Origin of the sequence: Falsiroseomonas sp. (genome assembly GCF_041690465.1) — a bacterium.
Taxonomy (GTDB): Bacteria; Pseudomonadota; Alphaproteobacteria; order Acetobacterales; family Acetobacteraceae; genus Falsiroseomonas.
Genome location: NZ_JAWLHG010000009.1, coordinates 26059 through 51571, shown reverse-complemented (window position 1 = coordinate 51571; position 25513 = coordinate 26059). Strand labels below are relative to the sequence as shown.

The window sequence follows — 25513 nt, the reverse complement described above, 5'->3', positions numbered from 1 at the left end:
CCGGGCGGAGATTGCTGCTTCGTTGATCATAGGCGCGAAGCGGCGCCGAGCGAAACCGGGCTTGCAGCGCCGCCTTCGCCGATCACCGTGAAGGGCGCCCAGTAGAAGGGGTGCGCCACCTGCGCCGGCAGGATGCGCCCGGCATCCTGCAGCACGGAGAGCTGCGCGGCACGCAGAGCGGCGGTGGCGCCCTGCCCTTCGCGACGGATGGCCAGCGTCGTGGCCACCAGATAGGCCGCCATCTGGTCGTCCACCGCCCAATGCGTCACCAGCAAGGCGCGCGCGCCGGCATAGAAGAACGCGCGCGCCAGGCCCGACAGGCTCTCGCCCGCCGTGCTGCCGCCGGGCCCGCCGGAATTGCAGGCGGACAGCACGACCAGATCCGCGTCGAGGTCGAGGCCGACGATGGCCGAGGCCGTCAGCAGCGCCGGGGCGGCGTCCGGCGCATTCGCCGGCGTCGAGGCGATGATCGCCGGCTCCGGCTGGCAGGCGATCTCGGCGGGCAGCACGGCGTGGGTTGCGAAGTGCAGCACGCGGTATTCGTTCAGGCTTGCACGGCGAACCGCCTCGGCGGTGAAGGCCGGGCCGAGCAGCCGGTCGGCGGATGCGGCGCCGAGCAGCTGGCGCGCCACCTCCAGCTCGCGAATCGCGGCCGGCAGCGGCGGCAGCGCGGCGAGGAGGTGCGCGCTTTCGGCACAGCTTTCGGCGGGGAAGCTGCGAGCGGCCTGGGCGCGGGAGGGCGGGCGGAAATCTCCGAAGCCGAACCAGGGCCGCGCCGCCGCCGAAGGCGCGAGCCCGCGCAGCCCGACGAAATTCGCCGCCGCCGGCACATGCGCGATCGCCATCCGCCGCACCAGGAACGGCGCCTCGGCCAGCCGGTCGGGATCGGCGGGGCCGGTGAGCAGCACCTCGAAGGGCAGCGCCAGCAGCGGGCCGGAAGGTGCGACCGCCAGCGCCGTCGCGCCTTCGAGCGCCGGCGCCAGCGCGCCGAGGGTCGCCGCATAGAGCTCCTGCGCCGCCGCGGTGTCGAAGCGCGGCAGCTCCGGCCCGGTACGCTCGATGCCGGCGCGCGCCCGGCGCACCAGGGCGGCGATCCGCGCCTCCCCGCCCACCACCGGCGCGGCGGCGATGCGGCCCTCGCGCAGCACGAAGGTCCAGCCGCCGCCGCCGCCGGTCAGCACCACGCTGGCGAAGGCCTCGCCGGGGCGGAGCGCCGCCAGCACCTCGCGCGCCGTCACCGCCTGCTGCACCAGCTGGCCGTATTTCGGCGCCGCCGCCTGCAAGGCCGCATCGGCTTCGGCCAGCTCGGCCTGCGCTTCCTCGATGCGCCGCGCCAGCGCCTCCGGCACCGGGGCACGCGCCGCGCCCTCGGCCGCCGCCTCGTCGCGCTCGCGCAGCAGTTCGCCGAGCGCCACCTGCGCATCCTGGTAGCGGCGGATCGCCTCGCCCGCGCGCGGGTCGCGCGCCGCGTCGGCCAGGCGCACCGTCGCCTGGTCGATCTGCCGGCTGGTCACGCCGGACTGCGCCAGCTGCGCGGCGGCGAACATCTCGGCGAGCACCGCCTGGGCGCTGCCGGGATCGCGCGCCGCCTCCGCCGCGTAGGCGGCCAGGCAGGGCTCCAGCAACTCCGCCTCGATGCCGGAGCGCAGCGTGGTCAGCACGCCGACAGCCACACGGCAGGAGGCGAGCACCTCCTCCTGCCGGCCGAGACTGGCCATCACGCCGGCGCGCAGCAGTTCGGTGCGTGCCACCGGCCGGGTGCCGGGCAGGCCGCGGGCGAAGGCGAGCGCGGCGCGGGAGAGGCCGCTCGCCGCGCCGGCGGTGTCGCCCTGCTGCGCCTCCACCATCGCAGCGCTCCGCGTCAGCCGGGCGGAGACCACCGGCGCCACCACGCGATTGGACCGCGCGAGCGTCACCGCGCCACGCACCGCCGCCTCCGCCTCCGCGGGCCGGCCGAGGGCGCGCAGCGCCACGCCGCGGTAGCGCCGCACCTCGATCAGCCCGAGCAGGGCGGAGCGAACCTGTGGCCGCGCGATCACCTCCACCTCGCCGAAGCCGTCGGCCAGGGCGGGACGGCCGGAGAGCATCGCCGGCGGCAATTGCCGCTCAAAGCCGGTCGCGGCCTGGTCGAGCAGCGCCAATGCCTGCGCGTGGCGGCCGAGGTTCAGCAGATGCAGCGCGCGGTAATGCGCCAGGCGGGCGGGCAGCACCTCCTCCGCCCCGGGGCGGGCGGCGAGCGACTCGGCGCGGGCCAGCGCCGCTTCGGCCGCCGGATAGCGGCCCTGGTTCGAGAGTTGCAGCGCAAGCAGTGCCAGTGTCGTCGCCAGCGCCGGGTCGTCATTGCCCAGCGCGCGTTCCTGCACGCCGAGCGCGGCGCGGTAGGCGGTCTCGGCCGCGGCGGCGTTCTCGGCCTGGTTGGCGCGGCTGCCGGCGGCCATCAGGGCCTGGTAGGTGCCGATGTCGTCGGAGCCGAAAGCGCGCGCCGCCAAGCGCTCGGCCAGCAGCGCCTCGGCGCCGGAGGCCGCGGCGCCGCTGCCTTCCGGCCGCGCGCGGCCGGTGGCCAGCCCGATCGCACGCTCCAACGCCGGGAGCGCCGGCAGCACGCCATCGGCAAGCCAGCCGTCGCCGCCGACGGAGGTGACGAGGGCGAGATGCGGCCAGCCACCCAGCCGGCGCGTGCATTCCATCAGCAGCGCCGGCGCATCGCCGAGGATGGTGGTCGGGCGCGGCGCGCCGCAGGCATAGCGGGCGTCGAGCGCGGCCCGCCAGGGACCGGAGCCGGCCAGCGCCGCGAGTTCGGCCGGCCCGGCCGGACCGGCGGGACGCAGCCTCGCGCTCGGCTGCTGCCAGGTGCCGCAGTAGATGTCCGCGCCGCCGCCCGGCGCGGCCTGGCGCGTGCAGGCCTCGCCGACCGTGTTCGCGCCAACCGGCTCGCCGCCGCCGGCAGCGCCGCCGCTGCCACCGACATAGGCCGAGGGTGGCGGCGCGGTGCAGGCCGAAAGCACGAGCAGCATCGGGAGCAGCCGGCCTGTCGGCCAACGGCGTGCTCCGGTCGGCACGCTGGACCCGCCCATTCCGTCGCCCTCGCAAGAACCATTAACAGCAAGGTGCGGCGTGCGCGCGCCGCCAACAAGTGTTTCGTCAACTTCACGGGGAGAACCGCGCGACTGGCGCACGCCTCCGGGGAAGGGTAGCATGGCTGTGCCCGGGCGGTGTGGTCGGGGCAACAGGGCGAGGACATGGCGGTGGAATTGCCCGTTCGCTCGGGTGCACTGATCTGGATGTCTCTTGACGGCGACGCCGAGGTGCTGGCGCCGACGCGGTTGCATGTGCGCGAGGCGATCTCCGAGCCGTATGAGATCGAGGTCACCGCGGTCCATGTCCGCGCGCCCTTCGCGCCGGCCGACATCCTGCAGAAGCCCGCGGTGGTCGGTCTGCGGCGCGACGATGTGGAGCGGGATTTCCACGGCCTGGTGCGCGAATACATCCCGCTCGGCAAGGATGCGCGCGGCTACGAGACCTGCACGCTGAAGATCGTGCCGAAGCTCTGGGCGCTGTCGCTGGCCAATGACTGCCGCGTCTTCCAGGAGAAGACGGCGCAGGAGATCATCGAGGCGCTGCTCGACGAGAGCCAGATCTCCGGCACCGAGTTCCGCATCACCGGCGACAACCCGCCGCTGCCCTACCGGACCCAGTTCAACGAGGACCGGCTGCGCTTCGCCGCGCGCATCATGGAGGAGGCGGGCTGGTACTACTTCTTCGAAGGCGAGACGCTGGTCGTCACCGATGCCAACGCTAGCCTCGGCGACATCGGTGCGCTGCCGGCCGCAGGCGCGCTGGTCAACGCCATCCACGCGGTGCAGGGCATCGCCGGCGGCAAGGAGATGACCGCCGACTACGACCCGGTCTCGCCCACCACCGAAGTGAAGGGCGAGCAGGCGACGGTGCTGGCGGCGACCGGCACGCTGAGCCCGGACAGTTTCGTCTGGCCGGCCGGCACCGACGACCCCGCCGCCGCCGCGGCCCGTGCGCGGCTGCGAATGGAGGCGGCCGAGGCTGGCGCCTCGCTGCTGGCGGGCGATGGCAGTTGGATCCCGCTCGCCCCTGGCCACATCTTCGAGGTGATCGGCGAGGACACCTTCCTGCCGCCCGGCAAATACGGCGTGCGCGCCGTGGTGCATCAGGCGGCCGACGAGACCTGGCTCACCGGCTCCGGCCCGCCCAGCTACGGCAACAGCTTCGAGATCTTCCCGGAAGCGACACCCTGGCGCCAGCCGCTGCAGACCCGCCGCCCGCGCATGGACGGCGTGCACGCCGCGATCGTGCTCGGCGCCGATGGCGAGGGGAACATCTTCACCGACGACCTCGGGCGGGTGAAGGTCCGCTTCTTCTGGGACCACCGCGCCGAGGCGGCGCCCGACCAGGCCATCTGGGCGCGCGTGGTGCAGCCCTGGGCGGGCAAGGGCTGGGGCGGCCAGTTCATCCCCCGCGTCGGCACCGAGGTCGCGGTTGCCTTCATGGATGGCGACCCGGACCGGCCGGTGGTGCTTGGCGGGCTCTACAACGGCGTGGACACGCCGATCTACAGCAAGGCGGAAAAGACCAAGTCCGGCTTCCGCAGCCGCTCGGTGGATGACGGCGCCGCGGCCGACTTCAACGAGTTCACCTTCGACGACAAGGCGGGCGAGGAACAGGTCTACCTGCACGCCCAGAAGGACTTCAACATCAAGGTCGAGAACGACCTGACGCTGAAGGTGGACAATTGCCGCATCGTCGAGGTGAAGGTCGACGAGACGGTCCTGATCAAGGGCAAGCAGGACTTTACGGTGAAGGGCAATCAGACCCTGATCGTGGAAGACGGCAACCGCACGCTGACCGTGAAGACCGGCAACTACGAGGAAAGCGTAGACACCGGCAACTACAAGATGGGCGTGAAGACCGGCAACTATGATCTCGGCGTCAAGACAGGCAACGTGACCATGAAGGCCGATGCCGGCGCGGTGACGATCGAGGCGGCGCAGTCCATCACGCTGAAGGTCGGCGGCAGCGAAGTGAAGATCGCGCCCGACGGCGTAACCATCAAGGGCCCGATGCTGAAGCTCAAGGCCGACGGTATGGCCGAGCTCGCCTCGCCAATGACCACCGTGAAGGGCGACGGCATGCTGACCCTCAAGGGCGGCGTGGTGATGATCAACTGATGCAGCAGGCCGCACCCCCAACCAAGCTCGACGGCATGCTGCCGGAGCTGATCGAGCGCATCGCCCCCCCGCCGGAGGCGATGCCCCTGATCGCCGGCGCAACCCGCGTGACGGAGGCGCTGGAGCGCCTGGCCGGTGGCGGCTTCCTGCTCGAGGCCGCGAAGCTTACCGCGCATGCGCTGCCGAAGCGGGAGGCGGTGTGGTGGGCCTGCATGTGCGCCCGCCACACCGTGCCCGCCGATGCGCCCCCCGGCCTCGCCGAGCTCTGCGCCGCCGCCGAGACCTGGGTGCGCAAGCAGACCGACGAGAGCCGCCGCGCCGCCTTCGCGCTGGCGCAGTTGCAGGGGCTCGACACGCCGGAGGCCTGGGCGGCGGTCGGCGCCTTCTGGGCCGGCGATTCGATGGCCCCGCCCGACGTCCCGAAGGTGCCACCGGCGCCGCACCTGACCGGCACCGCGATCTCGGGCGCGGTCAACCTCGCCGCGGTGCGCGGCGATCCGCTCAAGCGCGATGCGCGCCTCGCGCGGTTCCTGGAAAGCGCCCGCGACATCGCCGCCGGCGGTGCCGGCCGCCTGCCGCCTGGGGGTTAACACGCCATGGGACAGCCCGCCTCCCGCCTCGCCGACCCGCATCTCTGCCCGATGTTCACCGGGCCGGTGCCGCATGTCGGCGGCATCATCGCCATGGGCTTCCCGACGGTGCTGATCGGCAACATGCCCGCTGCGCGCGCCACCGATCCGGCGATCTGCGTCGGGCCGCCGAACACCATCGCGAAGGGCTCCGCCACGGTGCTGATCGGCAACATGCCGGCGGCGCGGATGGGCGACACCTGCGCACATGGCGGATCCATCGTCTTCGGCTTTCCCACCGTCCTGATCGGCGGCTGAGATGCGTCTGACACTTTCGACGCTCCGCTGTCCCGACAGCGTCGCGCCGGAGACACGCGTGACCGGCGGCGGCGAGTTCTCCATCGGCCGCGCGCCCGACAATGCCTGGGTGCTGCCCGATCCGGATCGCCATCTCTCGAAGCGGCATTGCGTGCTGGCCTTCCGCAGCGGTGGCTGGCAGATCGCCGACACCAGCACCAACGGCACCTACCTGAACCGCGAGGCCGAGCCGATCGGCCAGGGGCAGGTGCGCGACCTGCGCGACGGCGACCGTATCCGGCTCGGCGCGTATGAGATCGAACTGCGCATCGAGGAGGATGCGGTGGTGCCGTCGCGCGGCGCGGGCACCTCGCAGATCGGTATGCGCGGCGCCAACCCGTTCGACGAGGATCCCTTCGCGCCGGCGCCGGCCATGACACCGGCCGAGTCGCCGGTTGGCCCGGCTTCCGGGTGGCGCGACGAATCGTCGCTGCTGCCGCCGGATTTCGACCCCTTCGCGCCGTCCGAGCCGGAGCCCTTCCAGGGCCCGAGCATCGCCGATCACAGCTCCTCCGTGTCGGACGCCTTCCGCCCACCCTCCGCCGCCCCCGGCCCGGCCAACCTGCTGCCCGACGATTGGGACCTCGACGAGCCGCTGCTGCCGCCGACCGCGCCCGCCCCGGCGCCGCCGGCGCCGGCGATCGAACCGCCGACACCCTGGCAGGCGGGGCCGCCCGGCTTCGCCGGGACACCCCCGCCGCCCCCCGCCGCCGCCTCGTCGTTCGGCGACGCCACACCAGAGCCCTTCCCCGCGCCGCCGGCGCCGCCACCCGCCGCGGCGCCCTTCGTGGAGGCAGCGCCTCCCGCTTTCACGCCCGCCCCGATGCCGGCACCGGCTGTCGCGGCACCGATCGCGCAGCCCGTGGCGTCGGCGGCCGCCGCGCCGGACACCGCGCTGCTCGCGGCTTTCGTGCGCGGCGCCGGCATGCCCGGCGCGCGGCTCGAGAATCCGGTGGCAGCGATGGAGGCGCTCGGGAGCGCCTTCCGGGCCATGGTCTCCGGCCTGCGCGCCGTGCTGATCGCGCGCGCCGCCATCAAGGGCGAGTTCCGCATCGAGCAGACGATGATCCGCGCCCGCGGCAACAATCCGTTGAAGTTCTCGGCCGATGACGACGATGCGCTCTCCGCCCTGCTCGGCACCGGCAGGCGCACCAACATGGGGCCGGCCGAGGCGGTGACCGAGGCGCTGCGCGACCTGAAGCTGCACGAACTGGCCTCGGTGGCGGCGATGCAGACGGCGGTCCGCGAGCTGCTCGCCCAGCTCTCGCCGGAGGCGGCGCAGGCGCAGGCCGGCGGCGGCCTGCTGCCGATGCAGAAGAAGGCACGCGCCTTCGAAGCCTATGAGGCGCAGCACGAGGCGCTCGTGCGCGCGCTCTCCGACGATTTCGACAGCGCCTTCGGCAAGGCCTTCGCCCGGGCCTATGAGGAAGCGCTGCGCGAGGCTGCAGCCAGACCGGAGGATTCATGAAAGCCACCCGACGCACCACGCTCGCCTCGCTGCTCGCACTCGGCGCCTGCGCGGCGCCGCCGCCGCCGCCGGCCGTGGTGACGATCGAGGTGGAAGGCGGCGCGGACCAGAACCCGGACGCCAGCGGCCGCCCCTCCCCCGTCGCGCTGCAGGTCTACCTGCTGAACGCCACCGCCAAGTTCGAGCGCGGCGACGTCTTCGCGCTGACCGAGCGGGAGCGCGACACCCTCGGCGCCGACAGCGCCGGGTCCGAGCAGTTCGTCATCGCGCCCGGCGAGAAGCGCACCATCGTGCGCGAGCCGCGGGCCGGGGTGCAGGCGATCGGCCTGGTCGCGCTGTTCCGCGACGTGGATGCCGGCGCGCGCTGGCGCGCCGTGCTGCCGATCGCAACCAGCGGCCCGACGAAGATCAAGGTGCGCCTGGAGCGCAACGCGGTGGTCGCCAACGTCGAATCCTGACCCGGCCGCGACACGCGGCGGTTGAATTGGCTTACCGCCGCCGCGCGATACTGATAGCCTCGCGGCGCAGGGACGGGAGAACGGCAGGCATGGGCTGCGCCGAAACATGAGGCGAGCATGAGCTGGTCCAGCCGTGTGATCTGGCAGGAAGGCATGTTCCTGCGTGCGCAGCATTTCCAGCAGCAGGACCGCTGGCTGGAATCGCTCGTGCGCGGCGCCTTCCGGCCGCTGCGCGCGCACCCCTGGGGCGTGACCGAGCTCACGCTGGACCGCGATCTGCTCGCCACCGGCCGATTCGCCGTGGGCAGCGCCGCCGGCCTGTTCGAGGACGGCACCGCCTTCGCCATCCCGAGCGAGGCTGACCACCCGCCGCCGCTAGAGCTGCCGGAGAACACGCGCAACGCGCTGGTCTATCTCGCGCTGCCGATTCGCCAGCCGGGTGCCACCGAGGTCGCCGGACCGGAAGGCGAAGGCCGCTATGGTGCGCTGCCCTTCGGCGCCTACGACACCCAATCCGCCTCCCCCCAGCCGGCCGAGCTGCAGGTCGGCAAGCTGCGCCTGCGCTACATGCTCGAGAGCGAGGACCGCTCCGGTTATCTCTGCATCGGCCTCGCCCGCGTGGTGGAGGTCTCCGCCACCCGCCAGGTGGTGCTGGATGAGCGCTGGATTCCGCCAGCGCTGCTCGCCGCGGCGGTGCAGCCGCTGGCCGGGCTGCTGGCGGAGCTCGCCGGCATGCTGAACCAGCGCGGTGAGGCGCTGGCCGGCCGGCTCAGCGCCCCCGGCGCCCGTGGCGTGGCGGAAGTCGCGGACTTCCTGCTGCTGCAATCGGTCAACCGCTGGCAGAAGCTGATGATGCACTGGGCCGATGCCGGCGCGGTGCATCCGGAGGAACTCTACGCGACGCTGGTGCAGATGGCCGGCGAATTCGCCACCTTCACCGAAAGCACGCGCCGACCCGGCACCTATCCCGCCTATCGGCACGAGGATCTGCAGCGCAGCTACGCACCGGTGGTCGCCGATCTGCGCCGCTCACTCTCGGCAGTGATCGAGCAGACCGCGGTGGCTATCCCGCTGCAGGAGCGCAAGCACGGCGTGCGCGTCGGCCCGCTGACCGACCGCTCCATCCTGCGCGCGGCCTCCTTCGTGCTGTCGGTGCAGGCGGACATGCCGGCCGAGCAGCTGCGCCGCCTGTTCCCGCAGCAGGTCAAGATCGGTGCGGCGGAATACATCCGCGAGCTGGTGACGGTGGCGATGCCCGGCATTTCCGTCCGCCCGCTGCCGGTGGCGCCGCGGCAGATCCCCTTCTACGCGGGTGCGACCTACTTCGAGCTCGACCGCGGCAGCCCGCACTGGGCACACATGCAGAATTCCGGCGGCTTCGCCATCCATGTCTCGGGCGAGTTCCCGAACCTGCGGCTGGAACTCTGGGCGATCCGCGGCTAGCGCACACACAGCGAACGGGAGGACAGGGTGAGCGACAACCCGTTCCACGAACCCGATGACGACCGCACCGTCATCCGGCCTGCGCCGGGCGGGCGCAGCGCGCCGCCACCGCAGCCGGCGGGCACGCCCTTCGGCGGCGCGACGCCGGCGCGTGATTCGTTCGGAGCCCCGCCGCAGGGGCGCGATCCCTTCGCCTCGGCGCCCCCGCCGGCCGCCGCCTATGCCGCCGCGCCGCTGGATGCGGCGGTGGAGGTGCCGCATGTCGGCTCCTCGCCGCTGGTCGCCGCGGCGCAGCCGCTGCTGCAACTCATGGGCCGGCTGCGCAACACCGTCGCCCAGCCCGATCCGGGCGAGCTGCGCGAGCGCGCGGTCGCCGCAATGCGCCGCTTCGAGCAGGAGGCGCGCGCCGGCAACGTGCCGATGGACCAGCTGCGCCCCGCGCATTACGCGCTCTGCGCCGCGCTCGACGACATCGTGCTGAACACCCCCTGGGGCAGCCAGGGCGCCTGGGCCGGAAGGTCGCTGGTCAGCACCTTCCACCAGGAGACCGGCAGCGGCGAGCGCTTCTTCGCGCTGCTGCAGAAGATGCAGCAGGTCCCGGCGACCTTCCTGCCGGTGCTGGAGCTGATGTATCTCTGCCTGGCGCTCGGCTTCCAGGGCCGCTACCGCCTCTCGCCCCGCGGGCCCGCGGAGCTCGATCGCGTGCGGGAGGAGTTGCACGCGACCATCATCCGCCAGCGCGCCGCCCCGCCGGACCCCGAGCTCTCGCCCCGCTGGCGCGGCGTCGCGGCGCCCTACCGTCCGAGCAAGGCGCGGGTGCCGGTCTGGGTGATGGCCAGCGCGGTCGCCGCCGTCCTGGGCGGGCTGTTCGTCTGGCTCTCGGGCGATCTGGAATCGGGCACGGACGGGCTGCTCGCACGCGCCCAGGCAGCGCCGCCCGCCGCGATGCCGCAGATCGCCCGCGCCGCGCCGGTGCGCCCGCCGCCGCCGCCGCCACCGCCGCTCACGCCACCCGCACCCGGGCCGCTCGACAAGCTGCGCGCCTTCCTCGCGCCCGAGATCGAGCAGGGCATCGTCCGCGTGCTGGGCAGCGATTCGGCACCACTGATCCGCATCCGCAACCGCGGCATGTTCGGCTCCGGCAGCGCCACGCTGACCAGCAGCTTCCTGCCGATCATGACCCGCATCGGCGAGGCGCTGCGCGACGAGCCGGGGCCCGTCCTGGTGATCGGGCATTCGGACAACGTGCCGATCCGCACTGTCGCCTTCCCCTCCAACTTCGCGCTCTCCACCGCGCGGGCGGAGGCGGCGCGCAATGCGCTGCTGCGCGGCCTCGGCGATCCCGGCCGCGTCACCGCCGAGGGCCGCGCCGATTCCGAGCCGGTGGAGAGCAACGCCACCGCCGAGGGGCGCGAGGCCAACCGCCGCATCGAAGTGCTGCTGCGCCGGGAGGGCGCGCGATGATGTCTCGCCTGCCCTGGCGCTGGATCCTCTCCGGCATCGGCGCACTGCTGATCGCGGTGCTGGTCTGGGTGTTCGGCCCGCTGCTGTCTTTCCTGGAAGACTGGATCATCCGCGCGGCGATCGTCGCCGTCATCGCGCTTGTCTGGTTCGGCGCGAATTTCTGGATCGGCCGCAGCCGCCGCAGGAAGGAGGCCGCGCTGGTCGAGGGTGCGACCTCCGGCCCCGACCCGTCGAAGCTGGCGGCCGATGAGGAAGCGGCGAAGCTGCGCGAGCGGCTGACCGGCGCGCTCGGCACGCTGGCGAAGGCGCGCGGCACGCGCGGCTACCTCTACGAGCAGCCCTGGTACGTCATCATCGGCCCGCCCGGCGCCGGCAAGACCACGGCGCTGCTGAATGCCGGCCTGAAATTCCCGCTCGCCGCCGAGATGGGCCAGGGCGCGGTGGCGGGTGCCGGCGGCACGCGCATGTGCGACTGGTGGTTCACCGACGAGGCGGTGCTGATCGACACCGCCGGCCGCTACACCACGCAGGATTCCGACCAGAACGTGGACAGGGCGGGCTGGGATGCCTTCCTCGATTCGCTGAAGCGTTCGCGTCCGCGGCAGCCGCTGAACGGTGTGCTGGTGGCGATCGGCGTGCCGGAGATCGCCTCCGCCCCGCAGCCGGAGCGCCTCTCCCACGCGCGCGCCATCCGCAAGCGGGTGAAGGAGCTGACGGACCGGCTCGGCGTGCGGGTGCCGGTCTACCTGCTGCTGACCAAGGCCGACCTGCTGCGCGGCTTCACCGAGTATTTCGACGACCTCGACCGCGAACGCCGTGCGCAGGTCTGGGGCGTCACCTTCCCGCCCGCGGAGAAGGAGCCGCTCGCCGGTTTCGGCGGCGAGTTCAAGGCGTTGCTCGACCGGGTCGAGGGCCGCGTGCTGGATCGCCTGCAGGCCGAGCGCAACCCGGACCGCCGCGCCGCCATTGCCGGCTTCCCGACCCAGCTCGCCAGCCTTGAGGCGCCGCTCAACGAGTTCCTCGTCGAAGCCTTCGGTGGCTCCCGCCTCGATCCCGCGCCCTTCCTGCGCGGCGTCTATTTCGCGTCGGGCACGCAGGAAGGCACGCCGATCGATCGCCTCACCGGCGTGCTGGCGCGCGGCTTCGGCATCGACCAGCGCCGCGCCCCGGCGCTGCGCCCGGAATCGGGACGCTCCTACTTCCTCGAGCGCCTGCTGAAGGACGTGGTGTTCGGCGAGGCGATGCTCGGCGTCGCCAATCCCGCCGGGGTGCGCCGCGACCGCGCGCTGCGCGTCGCCGCCTGGGCGGGCAGCGCCATCCTGATGCTCGGCGGTGGTGGCTGGCTGTGGCTGGAGCGCGGCAACGCCGAGAGCGGCGCGGCGCGCTTCGCCGCCTCGCTCGCCGCCTATGAGCAGATGGCCGGGCCGGTGCTGACCGATCCGGTCGGCGATGGCGACCTCGCGCGCATCGCACCGGTGCTGGATGCCGCGCGCGCCCTGCCAGCGCAGGCCGCGGCGGCCGATGCGGGGCTTGGCATGTCGCAAGCCGGCAAGCTCACCGCCGCCGGGAACGTGACCTATCGCCATGCCGTCCAGCGCGCGCTGCTGCCGCGGCTGCTGTGGCGGCTGGAGGCGCAGATGCGTGGCGCCTTCAACCAGCCCGACCTGCTCTACGAGGCGACGCGCATCTACCTCATGCTCGGCTCCGCCGGGCCGCTCGACCGTGACCTGGTGCGGGAGTGGATGGCGCTCGACTGGGCCAATGCCTATCCGGGCGCGCCCAACCAGCCGCTGCGCGATTCGCTCGATTCACACCTCATCGCGCTGCTGGCCAACCCGCTGCCGCAGGTGGCGCTGGACGGCGCGCTGGTCGAGGAAGCGCAGCGCGCCTTCAGCCGCATCCCGCTCGCCGAGCGCGTCTATTCGCGCATCCGCCCCTCCGGCGCGGCGGTGCGCCTGCCGCCCTGGCGGCCGGGCGATGCCGCGGGCGCCGCCGGTGCGCGGCTGTTCATCCGCGGCTCCGGCAAGCCGCTGACCGAGGGCATTCCGGGCTTCTACACGGTGGACGGCTTCCACCGCGTGCTACTTCCCTCGCTGCCGCAGGCGGCGCGCGAGGTCGCGGGCGAATCCTGGGTGCTCGGCCAGCGCTCGGAGATCGACCCCAACAGCCCGGCGGTGCAGACTCTGGAGCGCGATGTCGTCGCCCTCTACGTCAACGACTATGTCCGCCACTGGGAGGCGATGCTCGCCGACCTGAACGTGGTGCCGCTGCGCAACCTGCCGCAGGCGGTGCAGGACCTGTTCATCCTGGGCGCGCCGCAATCGCCGATGCGCGACCTGCTGGTCGCCATCACGCGCCAGCTCACGCTGAGCGTATCTCCGGAACCGCCGGCCGCCGCGGCCGGGGGCGCAGCGGCGGCCGCGCAGGCAGTGGCGCAGCGCGCCGGGGCGGCCGGCGCCGCGGCCTCGCGGCTCAGCGCGGTGCTCGGCCAGGCCGGCGGCCCGCCGCCGCCGCCGCCTGGCATCGCGGTGGACGAGCGCTACGAGGCGCTGCGCCAGCTGGTCGGCAGCGGCCCCGGCGCGCCGCTCGACAACCTGCTCGCGCTGGTCACCCAGCTGCAGCAGCAGCTCGCCCAGGTGGCGGCGGCGCAGCAGGGCGGCGCGGCCGCGCCGCTGCCGACCGGCGCCGACCCGATCGCCATCATGCGCGCTGAGGCCTCGCGCCAGCCCGAGCCGGTGGCGCGCTGGCTCACCAGCCTGGCGAGCAACGCGATTGCGTTGCGCGGCGGCGGCGTGCGCGCGCAGGCTGCGGCGGCCTGGAATGGCGGTGCGGCGGGTGGCGCTGCCGGCGGTGGCGGCGCGGCGGCCGGTGGCATCTCGCCGGCGCAGCTCTGCCGGCAGGCGGTGGAGGGGCGCTTTCCCTTCCGCCGCGGTGCGCCGAACGAGATCCCGATGGACGATTTCGCCCGGCTCTTCGCCCCCGGCGGCATGCTGGACAGCTTCTTCAACACCCAGATCCGGCCCTTCGTGGACATGTCCGGCCGCAACTGGCGGCCGCAGGCGCTGGATGGCGTGCCGGCGCCGGTCTCCGCCGATGCGGTGGCGAACTTCCAGCGCGCGGCCGTGATCCGCGACATCTTCTTCGCCGGCGGCCCGCAACCCGGCTTCCGCTTCGACATCGCGCCGGCGCAGCTCGATGCCGGGGCGCGGCAGGCGACGCTGGATCTGGACGGCGTGGTGATCACCTATGCCCACGGCCCGACGCGCTCCACCCAGGTGACCTGGCCGGGCGCCAACCGGATGACCAATGTGCGCCTGGTCTTCGACCCGGCCCCGACCAGCGGGCCCGGCGTGCTGCAGGCCAACGGCCCCTGGGCGCTGCTGCGCCTGTTCCAGCAGGGCCAGATCACCGGCGGCGGCGCCGCGGAGCGCTTCACGCTCAGCTTCCGCGCCGGCGAGCGCAGCATCACCTACGACATCCGCGCCTCCTCCACCCTCAACCCACTTGCCAGCACGGTGCTGCAGGAATTCCGGTGCCCGGCGCTGTAGCCCTCTCGGCACGTTGCGGCTTCCTCGGGAAGCTACCCGCGCGCGGCGACTTCGTCAGCCGCGGCCTTCCCCGCGGCTTCGCCGAGCCCTGGGATGCCTGGCTGGCGGAGGCGATGTCGGGCAGCCGCGCCATCCTCGGCGAGGATTGGCTGCCCGCCTGGCTGGAGGCGCCGATCTGGCGCTTTGCCCTGCCCGCCGGCCATTGCGGGCCGGAGGCGGCCGCCGGCGTGATGCTGCCGAGCGTGGACCGCAGCGGGCGCCATTGGCCGCTGACGCTGGCCGCCACCTTCGCCGGCCTCTCCGCCGCGCCGGCGCCGGACCCGGCCTGGCTCGACCTGCTGGAAGCCGCCGGGCTCGATGCCGTGCTCGCCGATGCCGAGCCCGACCGCGTGGCGGAGCGCATCGCCGCCCTGCCGGCCGGCTGCGGCACCGGCGGTGCACTGGGCTCCTGGTGGACCATCGGCGCGCCGCGCGTCGCGCCGCGGCAATTCGTCGCCGGCGCCCTGCCCGGCCCGGCGGCTTTCGCTGCGATGCTGCAGGACGCCACCCCCCCCGCCCCGGGAGACGCCGTGCCGTGAGCGAGCAGCTCGCCACCCGCTTCCGCTCCGCCGGCAAGACCGATCCCGGCGCGCGCCGCACACACAATGAGGACTCCTATGTGGACCGGCCCGATGCCGGCCTCTGGGCTGTGGCCGATGGCGCCGGCGGTCATGAAGCGGGCGAGGTTGCCTCCGGCATGATCCGCGACGCGCTCGCGGCGATCCCCGATGACCTGCCGGCCGGCCGCATGCTGGGCGAGGTGCGCCAGCGCCTGCTGCTGGTGCACGATGCGCTGCGCGAAACCGGCGCGGAACACCGCGGCACCATCGCCTCCACGGTGGTGGTGCTGATCGTGCGCAACGGTCACTTCGCCTGCCTCTGGGCCGGCGATTCCAGGCTCTATCGCCTGCGCGACGGCAGCCTCGAACAGGTGACGCGCGACCATTCGCTGGTGCAGGAGCTGGTGGATGCCGGGATGGTGCGGCCCGAGGACGCCGAAAGCCATCCGCGCGCCAACGTCATCACCCGCGCCGTCGGCGCCGGCGAGGACGGGCTCGAGATCGACAAATGCACCGACCGCGTGCTGCCCGGCGACCGCTTCCTGCTGTGCAGCGACGGCCTTTCGAAGACGCTTCCGGTCACCGAGATCGCGACGCTGCTCGCGGTGCCCGATGCGGCGCTGGCGCCGGAGCTGCTGATCGCCGCGGCGCTGGCGCGCCATGCCTCGGACAACGTCACCGCCGTGGCGGTGGAAGCCGGTGCCGAGGCATAGCGCGGCGCTGGAACTTCGCCCGGGTAAAGACTACCCTGGGTCATCATCTTGCGCCTTTTGGGGGTACCATGTCGCCCAGACTTCGCCGCTATGTCGCCATGGCGACATCCGTGGCCCTGCTCGCCGCCTGCACGACGCGCGAGGCGCGAATCGGCACGGATGACGGCTCGGATGCCTGCCGGGCGCAGGTGGTCGCGCTGGATTCCACCGGCAACTTCTTCGCCGAGGACATCATCCGCGGCGCCGCGATGGGCGCTGTGGGCGGGGCCATCCTCGGCGGGCTGATCGCCGCGGCCACCGGTCAGCGCGGCGGCAACATCGCGGCCGGGGCGGCCATCGGCGCCGCAGCCGGCGGTATCGCGGGCGGCACCACCGGCTATTTCCAGGCCCGCCAGCAGCAGGCGGTGGACCAGGCCACGCTGAACCAGACCATCGCCGGCGACCTGGCGGTGGAGAATGCGCAGCTCGACCGCACCCAGCTCGCCTTCAACCAGCTGATGGACTGCCGCTTCGCCACCGCCCAGCGCGTCCGCGAGGATCTGCGCGCCGGCCGTATCCAGCGCGGGCAGGCCGAGAACGCGATGGCCAATCTGCGCGCGATGACGCAGCGCGATCTGCAGCTCGCCCAGACCATCAACGGCCGCATCACCGAGCGCGGCGCCCAGTTCGACACCGCGATCGAGACCGTCGCCCCCGGCGTGAAGGAGCAGGTGGCCGCCGGCGCCCAGGTCGGCCGCGTCGTGCCGGTGGCTGCCCGCACCACCGTTCCGCTGAAGTTGCGTCCCGACCCCGCTGCGCCCGAAGTCGCCCGGGTCAGCCCGCGGGAGCGGGTGACGCTGGCACCCGCCACCGGCGGCTTCGCGCTGGTCGAGACCAGCACGGGCCTGCGCGGATACGCCCCCTCCTCCGCCTTCCCGGAGGGGCGTAGCCTTGGAAGCCGCCCGGCGGTCGCGGCGGTGGCGAATGAGGGCGATGTGCGCTCGCTCGCTGCCAGCAACATCGCCCGGCGCGACAATTTCGCGGAGAGCGTCGGCAATGCGCAGCGCCTCGTCGAAGGCCAGGGCTTCGAGCTGGCCGCCAGCTGACGGCATGATCCTGCCACGCCGCACCGCGCTGGCCGGGGCGGCGCTGCTCGCCTCCGGCCTGCGCCTTCCGGCGGCCTCGGCACAGCAGGCGGGGGCGCAGCAGGCGGGGACGCGCCCGGCAGCGGAGCCGCCGGCGCAGCCCTTCCTGCGGATCGAGGCCGCCGCCCACACCGCGCCGGTCGCACGGCTCGCGACCGATGCGGCCGGGCGGCTGCTCGCCAGCGTCTCGGACGACAAGACGCTGCGCCTGTGGGATCTGCCCGACGGCACGCCGCGCGGCGTCCTCCGCCCGCCCATCGCGCCCGAAGGCGAGGGCGAGCTCTACGCCGTGGCGCTGACGCCGGACGGCTTGCGCGCCTTCGCCGCCGGCTTCACGGGCGGTGCCTGGGACGGCGCCTTCTGCATCTACCTGTTCGACACGCGCAGCGGCGCGCTGCTCGCCCGGCTGCCTGGCCTGCCGGCGCCGGTGCAGCACCTGGCCGTCTCGCCGGATGGCGGGCTGCTGGCCGCGGCACTCGGCGGGCGGGCCGGGATCCGGGTCTGGGATGCACGCAACGGCCGCCCGCTGTGGGAAGACGCCGCCTATGCCGGGCCGGCGCGGATGGTGGGCTTCGCGCCGGGGGGCGCGCTGCTCGCCGCCACCGGCGCCGATGGCAAGGTGCGGGTGCATGAGGCGCGCGCCGGCCGCAGGCTGGCGGAACGCGTGCCGGTGCAGGGCGCGCGGCCCTTCGGTCTCGCCTGGTCGCCCGATGGCGCGCTGGTCGCGCTCGGCTTCGAGGACCGGCTGCGGGTGGAGGTGCTGGCCGCCGGCGATCTGCGCACGGTGTTCATCCCCGGCATCGAGGGCCTGACGGGCGAGGGCCTGCCGGCCGTCGCCTGGGCGGCGGATGGACGCGGCGGCGTGCAGCTGCACGCCGCCGGCTATGCGCGGCTTCCCAACCCGGCCGCCACGCCGGCCACGGCAGCGGCGCGCGGCATCGTCGCGGTGCCCGGTGCGCCGGCGGCGGCGGCGGAGCGGCGCGATTTCGTCATCCGGCGCTGGGCGGATTTCGGGCTCGGCCCGGCCACCGACATCCCTGCCGCGCGTGACGCCATCGCGCATCTGCTGACCATCCCCCAGGGCGGCGGCCTGGCCTTCGCGGCCGCCGATCCCGGCTGGGGGCGGCTGGCGCCGGACGGCACGGTGGCGATCGCGCCGCGCCCGCCGGGGGCCGATTTCCGCAACACGGGCGTCAGCCTGGCCATCACGGCGGACGGCACGCGGCTGCGCATCGCGCTGCGCCCCGGCGCCGCGCCGCTGGTGTTCGACGCGGTGTCCGGCCAGCTCGGCCGCGCCACCGCCGAGGAAGGCGGCTTCACCGCCGCGCGGGCGACCATCGGCGGCAAGCTCGCCCTGGCTCCGGACTGGCGGAACTCCAACCGCCCCCGCCTCGGCCAGACGGTGCTGCGCATGGGCGAGGGTGAATTCGCCCGCAGCCTGACGCTGCTCGATGGCGACCGTGGCATCCTGCTCGGCACCGACAACCATCTGCGCCTCTACGACACCGCCGGGCGGCCGCGCGCGGCGCTCTCGCTGCCCGGCGCCGCCTGGGGCGTCGCAGCGGCCGGCGATGTCGCGGTGGCCGCGCTCGGCGACGGCACGCTGCGCTGGTACCGCCTCGCGGACGCGGACATCACGGAGCATGCGGCGCTGTTCATCCATGCGGAGACGCTGCGTTGGGTGATCTGGACGCCGGAGGGCCTGTTCGACCATGCGCCGAACGGGGGCCAGGAGCTCGTCGGCCTGCACCTCAACCGCGCGCGCAACCAGACACCGGAATGGGCGAGCTTCCGCCAGGCCTATCGCGCGCTCTACGCGCCCGCCGCGGTGCGTGCACGGCTGGCCGGCGACAGCGCGCCGGCCCTCGCGCGGCTGGCGCAGCTTGGCGAGGTGCGGGACCGGCTCGGCCGGCTGCCGCTACTCGCTCCGGGCAGCGCCTGCATCGTCAGCGACGCGGGCTGCGCCGAACTGGCCTGGGATGCGCGCGACCTGCCGGAGGAGGCCACCGCGCTGCGCCTCACCTTCACCGCCACCGATCGCGGGCTCGGGCTTGGCCCGCTCGACGTGCTGGTGAACGACCGCATCGCCGCCCGCGTGGAATCCGTTTCCGCCGGCGCGGCGACGACGGTGGAAGTGCCGCTCGACCCCGGGCCGAACCGCATCACCACCCGGCTGCATGGCGGCGACCGCACGGTGTTCGCCGAGGGCCCGACGCTGGATCTGCGCCGCGCCGCCGGGCCGCAGGCCGCGGCGGGGGCCGGGCGGCTGGTGGTGCTGGCGATCGGCGTGAACCGCTATGCCAACCCGACGCTGAACCTCGCCTATGCGGTGCCGGATGCGATGACGGTCGCCGAGACGCTGCGCGCGCAGGGCGCAGGCCTGTTCCAGGAGGTGCGGACCACCGTGCTGCGCGATGCGGAAGCGACGCGGGCGGGCGTGCTCGGCGCGCTGGAGGCGGCGGCGCGCGACACCCTGCCGGGCGACACCTTCGTGCTCTACATCGCCGGCCACGGCGTGCGCACCGAGCCCGACAACCGCTTCCTGTTCCTGCCGCACGACGTGACGGACGGATCGAGCTGGGATGCGCTGCGGCGGCAGGGGCTGGAGGATGCCACGCTGGTCGCCGCCGTCTCGCGCATCCGCGCGCGCGATGGCTTCCTGCTGCTCGATACCTGCCATGCCGGGCAGTTGACGCTGGATCAGCTCTCGGCGCTCGGCAACGAAACCGGCCGCTTCCTGCTCGCTGCCAGCACCAGCGTGCAGGAGGCGCTGGACAGCTACGACGACCGCAACGGCGTCTTCGCCTATGCGCTGCGCGAGGGCTTGCAGGGCCGCGCCGCGGTGGATGGCGAAGGCAGGGTCAGCGCGCTGGCGCTCGGCGAATGGGTGATGCGCCGCGTGCCGCAGCTGGCGGCGGAGAAGCGGCACCGCCAGGACGCGGTGTTCCGCACCGCCCAGCGCGACCTGCGCAGCTTTCCGATGGCGCAGGTCCGGCGGTAGCGCTCAGCGCACGCTGCCCGGCCCGGTGAGCGGCGTGACGTGTCCGCTGAGCATGTTGCCGATCAGCTCGGCAGGCGTCTCGCTGCGGTTGGCGACGAAGACGGTGCCGCGCGGCTGCAGGTTCTCGAAGCGGTTCGCCTCGACGCGCAGCCGCGGCGTGGGGTGGCGAACGCCTTCGAAGCCGATGGCGACGGCGGTACCGGCATTCCCGGAGTTCGGCCCCTTGCGCAGCGTGTTGCCGCGCAGCAGCAGATCGCCGCCGTTCGGCAAGTCCACCAGGTAGCTGACGCGGCCTTCCGGCGTGTCGAGAAGTCGGCTGTCGGTGATCTCCGTGCGGGCGGCGCGTGACTTCACGTGGTGGCAGACGCGCGTGCCTTCGAACAGGCTGCGGCGGATGACCAGCGCGCCGATGCCGCCGGCATAGACGCCGTGCGCGCAGTCCCGCCCCTCGCGCAATGCGCCGTTGCGCAGGAAGACGCTGTCCTCGATCAGCAGCGTGGCGCCGGCGTTCTGGGCGGTGAGGATGCCGTTCTCGTTCGCCTCGAAGCGGCTCGCGCGGATCGTCAGGTTGCCGCCCTCGGCGCGGATGCCGGCACCGTTGCCGCCCTGCGAGGTCGCGCCGAGGAAGGCGAGGCCGACGATCTCGATGTCGGGCGCGGCGGTGACGAACAGCGCCTTGTGCCCGCAGACCGGGCCGGTGATCTCCACCTGCCCGCCATCGGCCCGGATGCGGAGGTTCGCCGCGCGCCAGATGGCGCAATCGACATAGCGGCCCGGTGCGATGAGCACGGTATCGCCGGGCCGTGCGGCGGCGGCGGCCTGGCTCGGCCGCTCGAAGCGCTGACCGGGGCCGACGCGCAGCGTTTCCGCGCTGGCGAGGCCGGGAAGCAGGACAAGCATCAGGGAGAGGAGGCGGCGCATGGCGGGTTGTCCGGAACTCTGGTGGCTCGCTTGTCCGCGCCGTTCGCCGCCCCGCGGCGGTGACCTTCGCGGCCACGATCATAGACCAGCATCGGCCCGGCTGTGAGAGGACCGGTCTGGTGTGCCGACCCGAGGGGTGGCGCAGCAAGAAAACGCACGCGAGCGCGCTCATTACCGCAATTTCAGCCCGCCCCCATGCGGGCGAGAGGCCTTGCTGTCCATGCTTCCGCACTGTTCGGCGTTGCCCCCGGGCGCTTGGACGCGTGCTTCCACACCCATCCACGCCTTTCCCAGGACATCGCCGATGACGAGGTTGTTCAGAGTTTCGCTTCTTGCGCTTGCTCTCGGCGCGCCGTTGCTGCTCACCGCGCCGGCCAGCGCGGTGTCGCCGCCCACCGCCTATCAGGAGGTGGCACAGGCCGAGCCGGGAACCCAGGCCAGGCCGCAGCAACGGCAGCGCCGCCAGACGGCGCAGGCGCCGCGCCGGCAGCGCCAGGCGGCTCAGGCGAGGCGCACGCGGCAAGCCGCGCAGCGGGCGCGCCGCGCTTCGGCCCGGCAGGGCTGAGGGTTTTCCGGCGCCGTCCGGCGGGGCGGCGCCGAACGCTTCGGTATCGGCCATTTCCCGGCAGGCCGATGCCGACGAGGCCGGACCTCCAACGGGGGATCGGCCCTTCGGGCCGGTCGCAGCAATGCGGCCGGCCCATTCTTTTTGCCGTGCCCCCGAACCCGGGAGCGGGCGCCATTATCGCCCGCCGTGGCCGCCCGGCGCCTTCCGCGGCTCATCCTGCGCTTCGAGCAGCGAGAGCAGCCCTTCGAGCAGCTGCATCGGGCTCGGCGGGCAGCCGGGGATCACCAGGTCCACCGGCAGGACCTGCGCCACGCCCGATTCCACGCCGTAGCTGCCCTTGAAGACACCGCCATCCGCCGCGCAATCGCCAGCCGCGACCACCCAGCAGGGCTCCGGCGTGCAGGCGCGCGTGCGCTCCAGCGCCTCGCGCATGTTGCGCGTCACCGGCCCGGTCACCAGCAGCACATCGGCATGCTTCGGGCTGGCGACGATGCGCAGGCCGAAGCGCTCCATGTCGTAGAGCACGCCGGCCATGGCGTTCACCTCCAGCTCGCAGCCGTTGCAGCTGCCGGCATCCACCTCGCGGATGGACAGGCTGCGGCCGAGGCGGGCGCGCGACGTCGCCTCCAGCCGGGCGGCGAGCGCCTGCACCACCTCCTCGGGCGCCAGCGGCACCGCATCGGTCAGCGGCCGGGAGACCAGGCGTTTCGCGAGCTTGGGCCAGAGCATTCCCGTCGTCCTAGGCCAACTTCGCGATGCGCAGCAGGTCGGTGCCTTCCGGGTCGCGCAGCACGAGCTCGGTGCCCGCCGGCACGCGCTCGACGATCAGGCCGAGTTCGGCGAGCGCCTGCGCGCGTTCGTCATAGGCCCAGTGCTCGGCCACCTGCCGGCCCGGCCCCGGCTTTGTCAGCGTGACGGTGAACATCCCGCTGGCCCCGGTTGCCTCGCCCGCAGGCGTCGGATAGCGCGCCATCAAAGGTCCACTCCGCTGTAGGAGCAGTTGAACGACTTGTTGCACAGAGGGAAGTCGGCGACGATGTTGCCTTCGATGGCCGCCTCCAGCAGCGGCCACTGCAGCCAGGATGGATCGCGCGGGAACACTGCGCGGATCAAGCCTCCGTCATCCAGCGCCATCCAGGTCAACACCTCGCCGCGGAAGCCCTCCACCGCGGCGATGCCCTCCCCGCCCTGCTGCGGCAGCGCGGCGTGCAACTCGCCGGGCGCGAGCGAGTCCAGCAGCGTGCGCACCAGGCCGATGCTCTCCTTCAGCTCCGCCACGCGCACCCGCACGCGCGCATCCACGTCACCCTCGGTCAGCACCGTCACCGCCGGCGGCAGCGCGTCGTAGGGCGCATGCGGCAGCGCACGGCGCGCATCGAAGCCGCGGCCGGAAGCGCGCCCGACGAAGCCGCCGGCGGCGAAGCGCGCAGCAAGCTCGGGTCGCAGGAAGCCGGTGCCGACCACGCGGTCCTGCAGGCTGGCATGGCTGTCATAGACCGCGGCGAGCGCGGGCATTTCCGCCTCCACCGCCGCCAGCGCGGCAAGGATCGGCGCCTGCCCGCCAGGCGCGATGTCGGCGGCGAGGCCACCCGGGATCACCAGGTCCATCATCAGCCGATGGCCGAACGCGGCGGCATTGGCACGCAGCACGCCTTCGCGCAGCACGCCGCAACGCGCATGGGGCCAGGCGAAGGCCGCGTCGTTGCAAATGAATCCCCAATCATTGAGGTGGTTGGCGATGCGCTCCAGCTCCAGCATCACCGCGCGCAGCTGCGCGGCGCGCGCCGGCGCCTGCGTGCCGGTGGCGGCCTCGGCGGCCAGCGCAAATGCCAGGGAGTGCGCCACGGTGGTGTCGCCCGAGAGCCGCGCCGCGAACCGCGCTGCCGCGCGCGGCGACTTGCCCTGCATAAGCGACAGCGTGCCCTTGTGCGTGTAGCCGAGCAGCTGCTCCAGCCGCACCACCACCTCGCCCTGCACGCTGAAGCGGAAATGGCCGGGCTCGATCACGCCGGCATGCACCGGCCCGACCGGAATCTGGTGCCAGCCCTCGCCTTCGACCGGCAGGAATTCCGGCTGCAGCGGCGCGGATTCATTCCGCGGCGGGCGGGCGGAGAGCGGCGCCGTCACCGGCCAGCGGCCGTGATCCAGCCAGGGGCGGAGATCCACCGCGCCATCCCCCGCCAGCCCCCAGAGATCGCGGATCATCCGCTCGAACCGCACCGCGCCAGGACGCACGGGCGAGAGCGCGGGATAGCTGGCCTCGCCCGGCACGCCGGCCAGCAGCAGCCCTCCTTCCGCCTCGTCGAGGAAGGCGGCATGCACCATCGCCGGCTCCGCCCAGAGCGAGAGCAGCGCCAGCGTCGGCTGCTGCGGCAGCGCGTCGCGCATCGCGGCGAAGGCGTCGCGCGTCAACAGGAAGCGCTCGAAAGGGCGGCAGCCCTGCGGGGCGCCGCGGCGGATCAGGTCGGAGGCTGCGCCGGTCATCCGAGGATCCTCGCGCCCTCGCGCAGCAGCGCGACGAAGCCCGCGGGCGCGGCGAAGCCGAGCAGCACCGCCAGCACCAGATGCAGCCAGACCGGCCCGCTCACCCAGAGCAGCCCGCCCGGCAGCGGGAAGGCGCCCGCCACGGGGTTGTCGCGCGTCGGCGCGCCGAGGCAGAGCGCCTGCAGCGTGCGGATCAGCGCGGCCGCCGCGACCAGGAGGCCGAGGCCCACCGGCAGCACCAGCCAGGGGAAGCGCGCCGCGCCCTCGGCGACCAGCCGGAACTCCGAGACGAACAGCGCGAAGGGCGGCATGCCCGCCAGCGCGGCGATACCGAGCGCAAGACCCCAGCCGAGCGCCGGGTGGCTGGCGGCGAGGCCGCCGATATCCTCCACCTTCTGGCTGCCCTTGATCAGCGCCGCCGCGCCCACGGCGAAGAACACCGCGCTCTTCACCAGCGAATGGCCGAGCAGGTGGATGATGCCCGCCAGGTTCGCCACCGCGCCGCCGAGGCCGAAGGCAAACGTCGCCAGGCCCACATGCTCGATCGAGCTCCAGGCGAACAGCCGCCGCGCATCGCGCCGTCGCCACAGCGAGAAGGCGGCCAGCAGCAGCGAGAGCAGCCCGAAGCCGATCAGGAACGGCCCCGCCGGCAGCGCCGCCGGGTTGGCGCCGACGATCGCCTCGGCACGCAGGATCGCCAGCAGCGCCGCGTTCAGCAGCAGGCCGGAGAGCACGGCGCAGATCGGCAGCGGTCCCTCGGCTTCGGCATCCGGCAGCCAGGAATGCAGCGGCACCAGCCCCGCCTTGGTGCCGTAGCCCACCAGCAGGAAGACGAAGGCGAGCGAGAGCAGCCCGGGATCGCAGCGCGCCGCCACCGCATGCAGCGCCGCCCAGGACAGGCCCGGATCGCCGCTGCCCACGACCGGCTGCGCGGCGAGGTACAGCAGGATCACCCCGAACAGCGCCAGCGCGATGCCGACGCCGCAGAGGATGAAGAATTTCCACGCCGCCTCCACCGCCGCCGGCGTGCCGTGGATGCCGACCATCAGCACGGAGGCAAGTGTCGCGATCTCGATCGCCACCCACATCACGCCGAGATTGTCGGAGACGAGCGCCAGGAACTGCGCGCCCATGAAGAGCTGGAAGACGGCGTGATAGGCGCGGATGCGGAGCTCGTCGAAGCGCTCGGCATCCAGCGTCGCGGCGGAGAAGACCGCTGTGGTCAGCCCGACCAGGGCGGCGACGGCGACGAAGGGCAGGTTGAGCGCGTCGGTCCGCGTCCAGCCCTGCTCGCCATGCGGATGGCCGAGCAGGATCAGCGCGATCAGCAGCGAGCCTGCGGCGATGCCGATATTGACGAAGCGTCCGATGCCGAAGCGTGGCGGGATCAGCGCCAGAACGACGGCGCCGAACCATGGAAAGAAGACAAGGATCCACGGCAGCGGCATCATCCTTGTGATACCCTCAAACGCCGGGCGCCCAGCCTTCGCTGCGCTTCGGCCTGGCGGCAGTGCCGCAAGCCGGCCGCTTGGCTTTGCCGCATCGGCGGCGGGCCGCATTCGCGGCCTCGGCCCGGTGCCCGGGCCGCTTCGCGCGCC

The 25513-nt window shown here is 73.5% G+C and carries 18 protein-coding genes; 12 read left to right on the top strand and 6 right to left on the bottom strand.

Annotation, left to right across the window (positions count from 1 at the left end):
* Window positions 1-26 precede the first annotated feature (26 nt).
* Window positions 27-3014: a CHAT domain-containing protein gene (locus ACESM1_RS11475; RefSeq protein ID WP_372620172.1), complete on the bottom strand. Its 2988-nt coding sequence runs from the start codon at window positions 3012-3014 to the stop codon at window positions 27-29.
* Between the two features lie 231 nt (window positions 3015-3245).
* Here ACESM1_RS11475 and ACESM1_RS11470 point away from each other — a divergent pair, with 231 nt between their 5' ends.
* From ACESM1_RS11470 to ACESM1_RS11415, 12 genes are all read left to right on the top strand, one after another.
* Window positions 3246-5198 (top strand): type VI secretion system Vgr family protein, encoded by a 1953-nt coding sequence (locus ACESM1_RS11470; protein WP_372620170.1) that lies wholly within the window; start codon window positions 3246-3248, stop codon window positions 5196-5198.
* On the top strand, window positions 5198-5788 hold the full coding sequence (locus ACESM1_RS11465) for a DUF6931 family protein (protein WP_372620168.1): 591 nt from the start codon (window positions 5198-5200) through the stop codon (window positions 5786-5788). The genes ACESM1_RS11470 and ACESM1_RS11465 overlap by 1 nt, the downstream gene beginning before the upstream one ends.
* Window positions 5789-5794: 6 nt before the next feature.
* Entirely contained in the window at window positions 5795-6085 is a 291-nt protein-coding gene (locus ACESM1_RS11460; RefSeq protein WP_372620166.1) for a PAAR domain-containing protein, read from the top strand.
* 1 nt (window position 6086) lies between these two features.
* The gene (tagH, locus tag ACESM1_RS11455) at window positions 6087-7592 is read left to right on the top strand and encodes a type VI secretion system-associated FHA domain protein TagH (protein WP_372620164.1); all 1506 of its coding nucleotides are present in this window, start codon (window positions 6087-6089) and stop codon (window positions 7590-7592) included.
* Entirely contained in the window at window positions 7589-8050 is a 462-nt protein-coding gene (gene tssJ, locus ACESM1_RS11450; RefSeq protein WP_372620162.1) for a type VI secretion system lipoprotein TssJ, read from the top strand. The genes tagH and tssJ overlap by 4 nt, the downstream gene beginning before the upstream one ends.
* 117 nt (window positions 8051-8167) lie before the next feature.
* Window positions 8168-9493, top strand: coding sequence for a type VI secretion system baseplate subunit TssK (gene tssK, locus ACESM1_RS11445; protein ID WP_372620161.1), 1326 nt, complete (start codon window positions 8168-8170; stop codon window positions 9491-9493).
* Between the two features lie 27 nt (window positions 9494-9520).
* Window positions 9521-10957, top strand: a complete 1437-nt coding sequence (tssL, locus tag ACESM1_RS11440; RefSeq protein ID WP_372620160.1) for a type VI secretion system protein TssL, long form — start codon at window positions 9521-9523, stop codon at window positions 10955-10957.
* Window positions 10954-14505, top strand: coding sequence for a type VI secretion system membrane subunit TssM (tssM, locus tag ACESM1_RS11435; RefSeq protein WP_372620159.1), 3552 nt, complete (start codon window positions 10954-10956; stop codon window positions 14503-14505). The genes tssL and tssM overlap by 4 nt, the downstream gene beginning before the upstream one ends.
* Entirely contained in the window at window positions 14490-15083 is a 594-nt protein-coding gene (gene tagF, locus ACESM1_RS11430) for a type VI secretion system-associated protein TagF (protein ID WP_372620158.1), read from the top strand. Before tssM ends, tagF begins: the two co-directional genes overlap by 16 nt.
* Window positions 15080-15817, top strand: a complete 738-nt coding sequence (locus ACESM1_RS11425) for a PP2C family protein-serine/threonine phosphatase (RefSeq protein ID WP_372620156.1) — start codon at window positions 15080-15082, stop codon at window positions 15815-15817. The genes tagF and ACESM1_RS11425 overlap by 4 nt, the downstream gene beginning before the upstream one ends.
* Window positions 15818-15885: 68 nt before the next feature.
* Window positions 15886-16902: a hypothetical protein gene (locus tag ACESM1_RS11420; RefSeq protein WP_372620155.1), complete on the top strand. Its 1017-nt coding sequence runs from the start codon at window positions 15886-15888 to the stop codon at window positions 16900-16902.
* A 4-nt stretch (window positions 16903-16906) separates the two neighbouring features.
* Window positions 16907-19942: a caspase family protein gene (locus tag ACESM1_RS11415; RefSeq protein WP_372620153.1), complete on the top strand. Its 3036-nt coding sequence runs from the start codon at window positions 16907-16909 to the stop codon at window positions 19940-19942.
* Between the two features lie 3 nt (window positions 19943-19945).
* Here ACESM1_RS11415 and ACESM1_RS11410 read toward each other — a convergent pair whose 3' ends face one another.
* From ACESM1_RS11410 to ACESM1_RS11390, 5 genes are all read right to left on the bottom strand, one after another.
* On the bottom strand, window positions 19946-20863 hold the full coding sequence (locus ACESM1_RS11410; protein WP_372620152.1) for a hypothetical protein: 918 nt from the start codon (window positions 20861-20863) through the stop codon (window positions 19946-19948).
* 742 nt (window positions 20864-21605) lie between these two features.
* Complete coding sequence (locus tag ACESM1_RS11405) at window positions 21606-22160, bottom strand: NADH-quinone oxidoreductase subunit B family protein (protein WP_372620150.1); 555 nt, start codon at window positions 22158-22160, stop codon at window positions 21606-21608.
* A gap of 10 nt (window positions 22161-22170) precedes the next feature.
* Window positions 22171-22404, bottom strand: coding sequence for a hypothetical protein (locus ACESM1_RS11400; RefSeq protein WP_372620148.1), 234 nt, complete (start codon window positions 22402-22404; stop codon window positions 22171-22173).
* Window positions 22404-23915: a hydrogenase expression protein HypE gene (locus tag ACESM1_RS11395; RefSeq protein WP_372620147.1), complete on the bottom strand. Its 1512-nt coding sequence runs from the start codon at window positions 23913-23915 to the stop codon at window positions 22404-22406. The genes ACESM1_RS11400 and ACESM1_RS11395 overlap by 1 nt, the downstream gene beginning before the upstream one ends.
* Window positions 23912-25366 carry a proton-conducting transporter membrane subunit gene (locus tag ACESM1_RS11390; RefSeq protein ID WP_372620146.1) on the bottom strand — a complete coding sequence of 485 codons (1455 nt, stop codon included), beginning with the start codon at window positions 25364-25366 and terminating at the stop codon, window positions 23912-23914. Before ACESM1_RS11390 ends, ACESM1_RS11395 begins: the two co-directional genes overlap by 4 nt.
* Window positions 25367-25513: the final 147 nt, after the last annotated feature.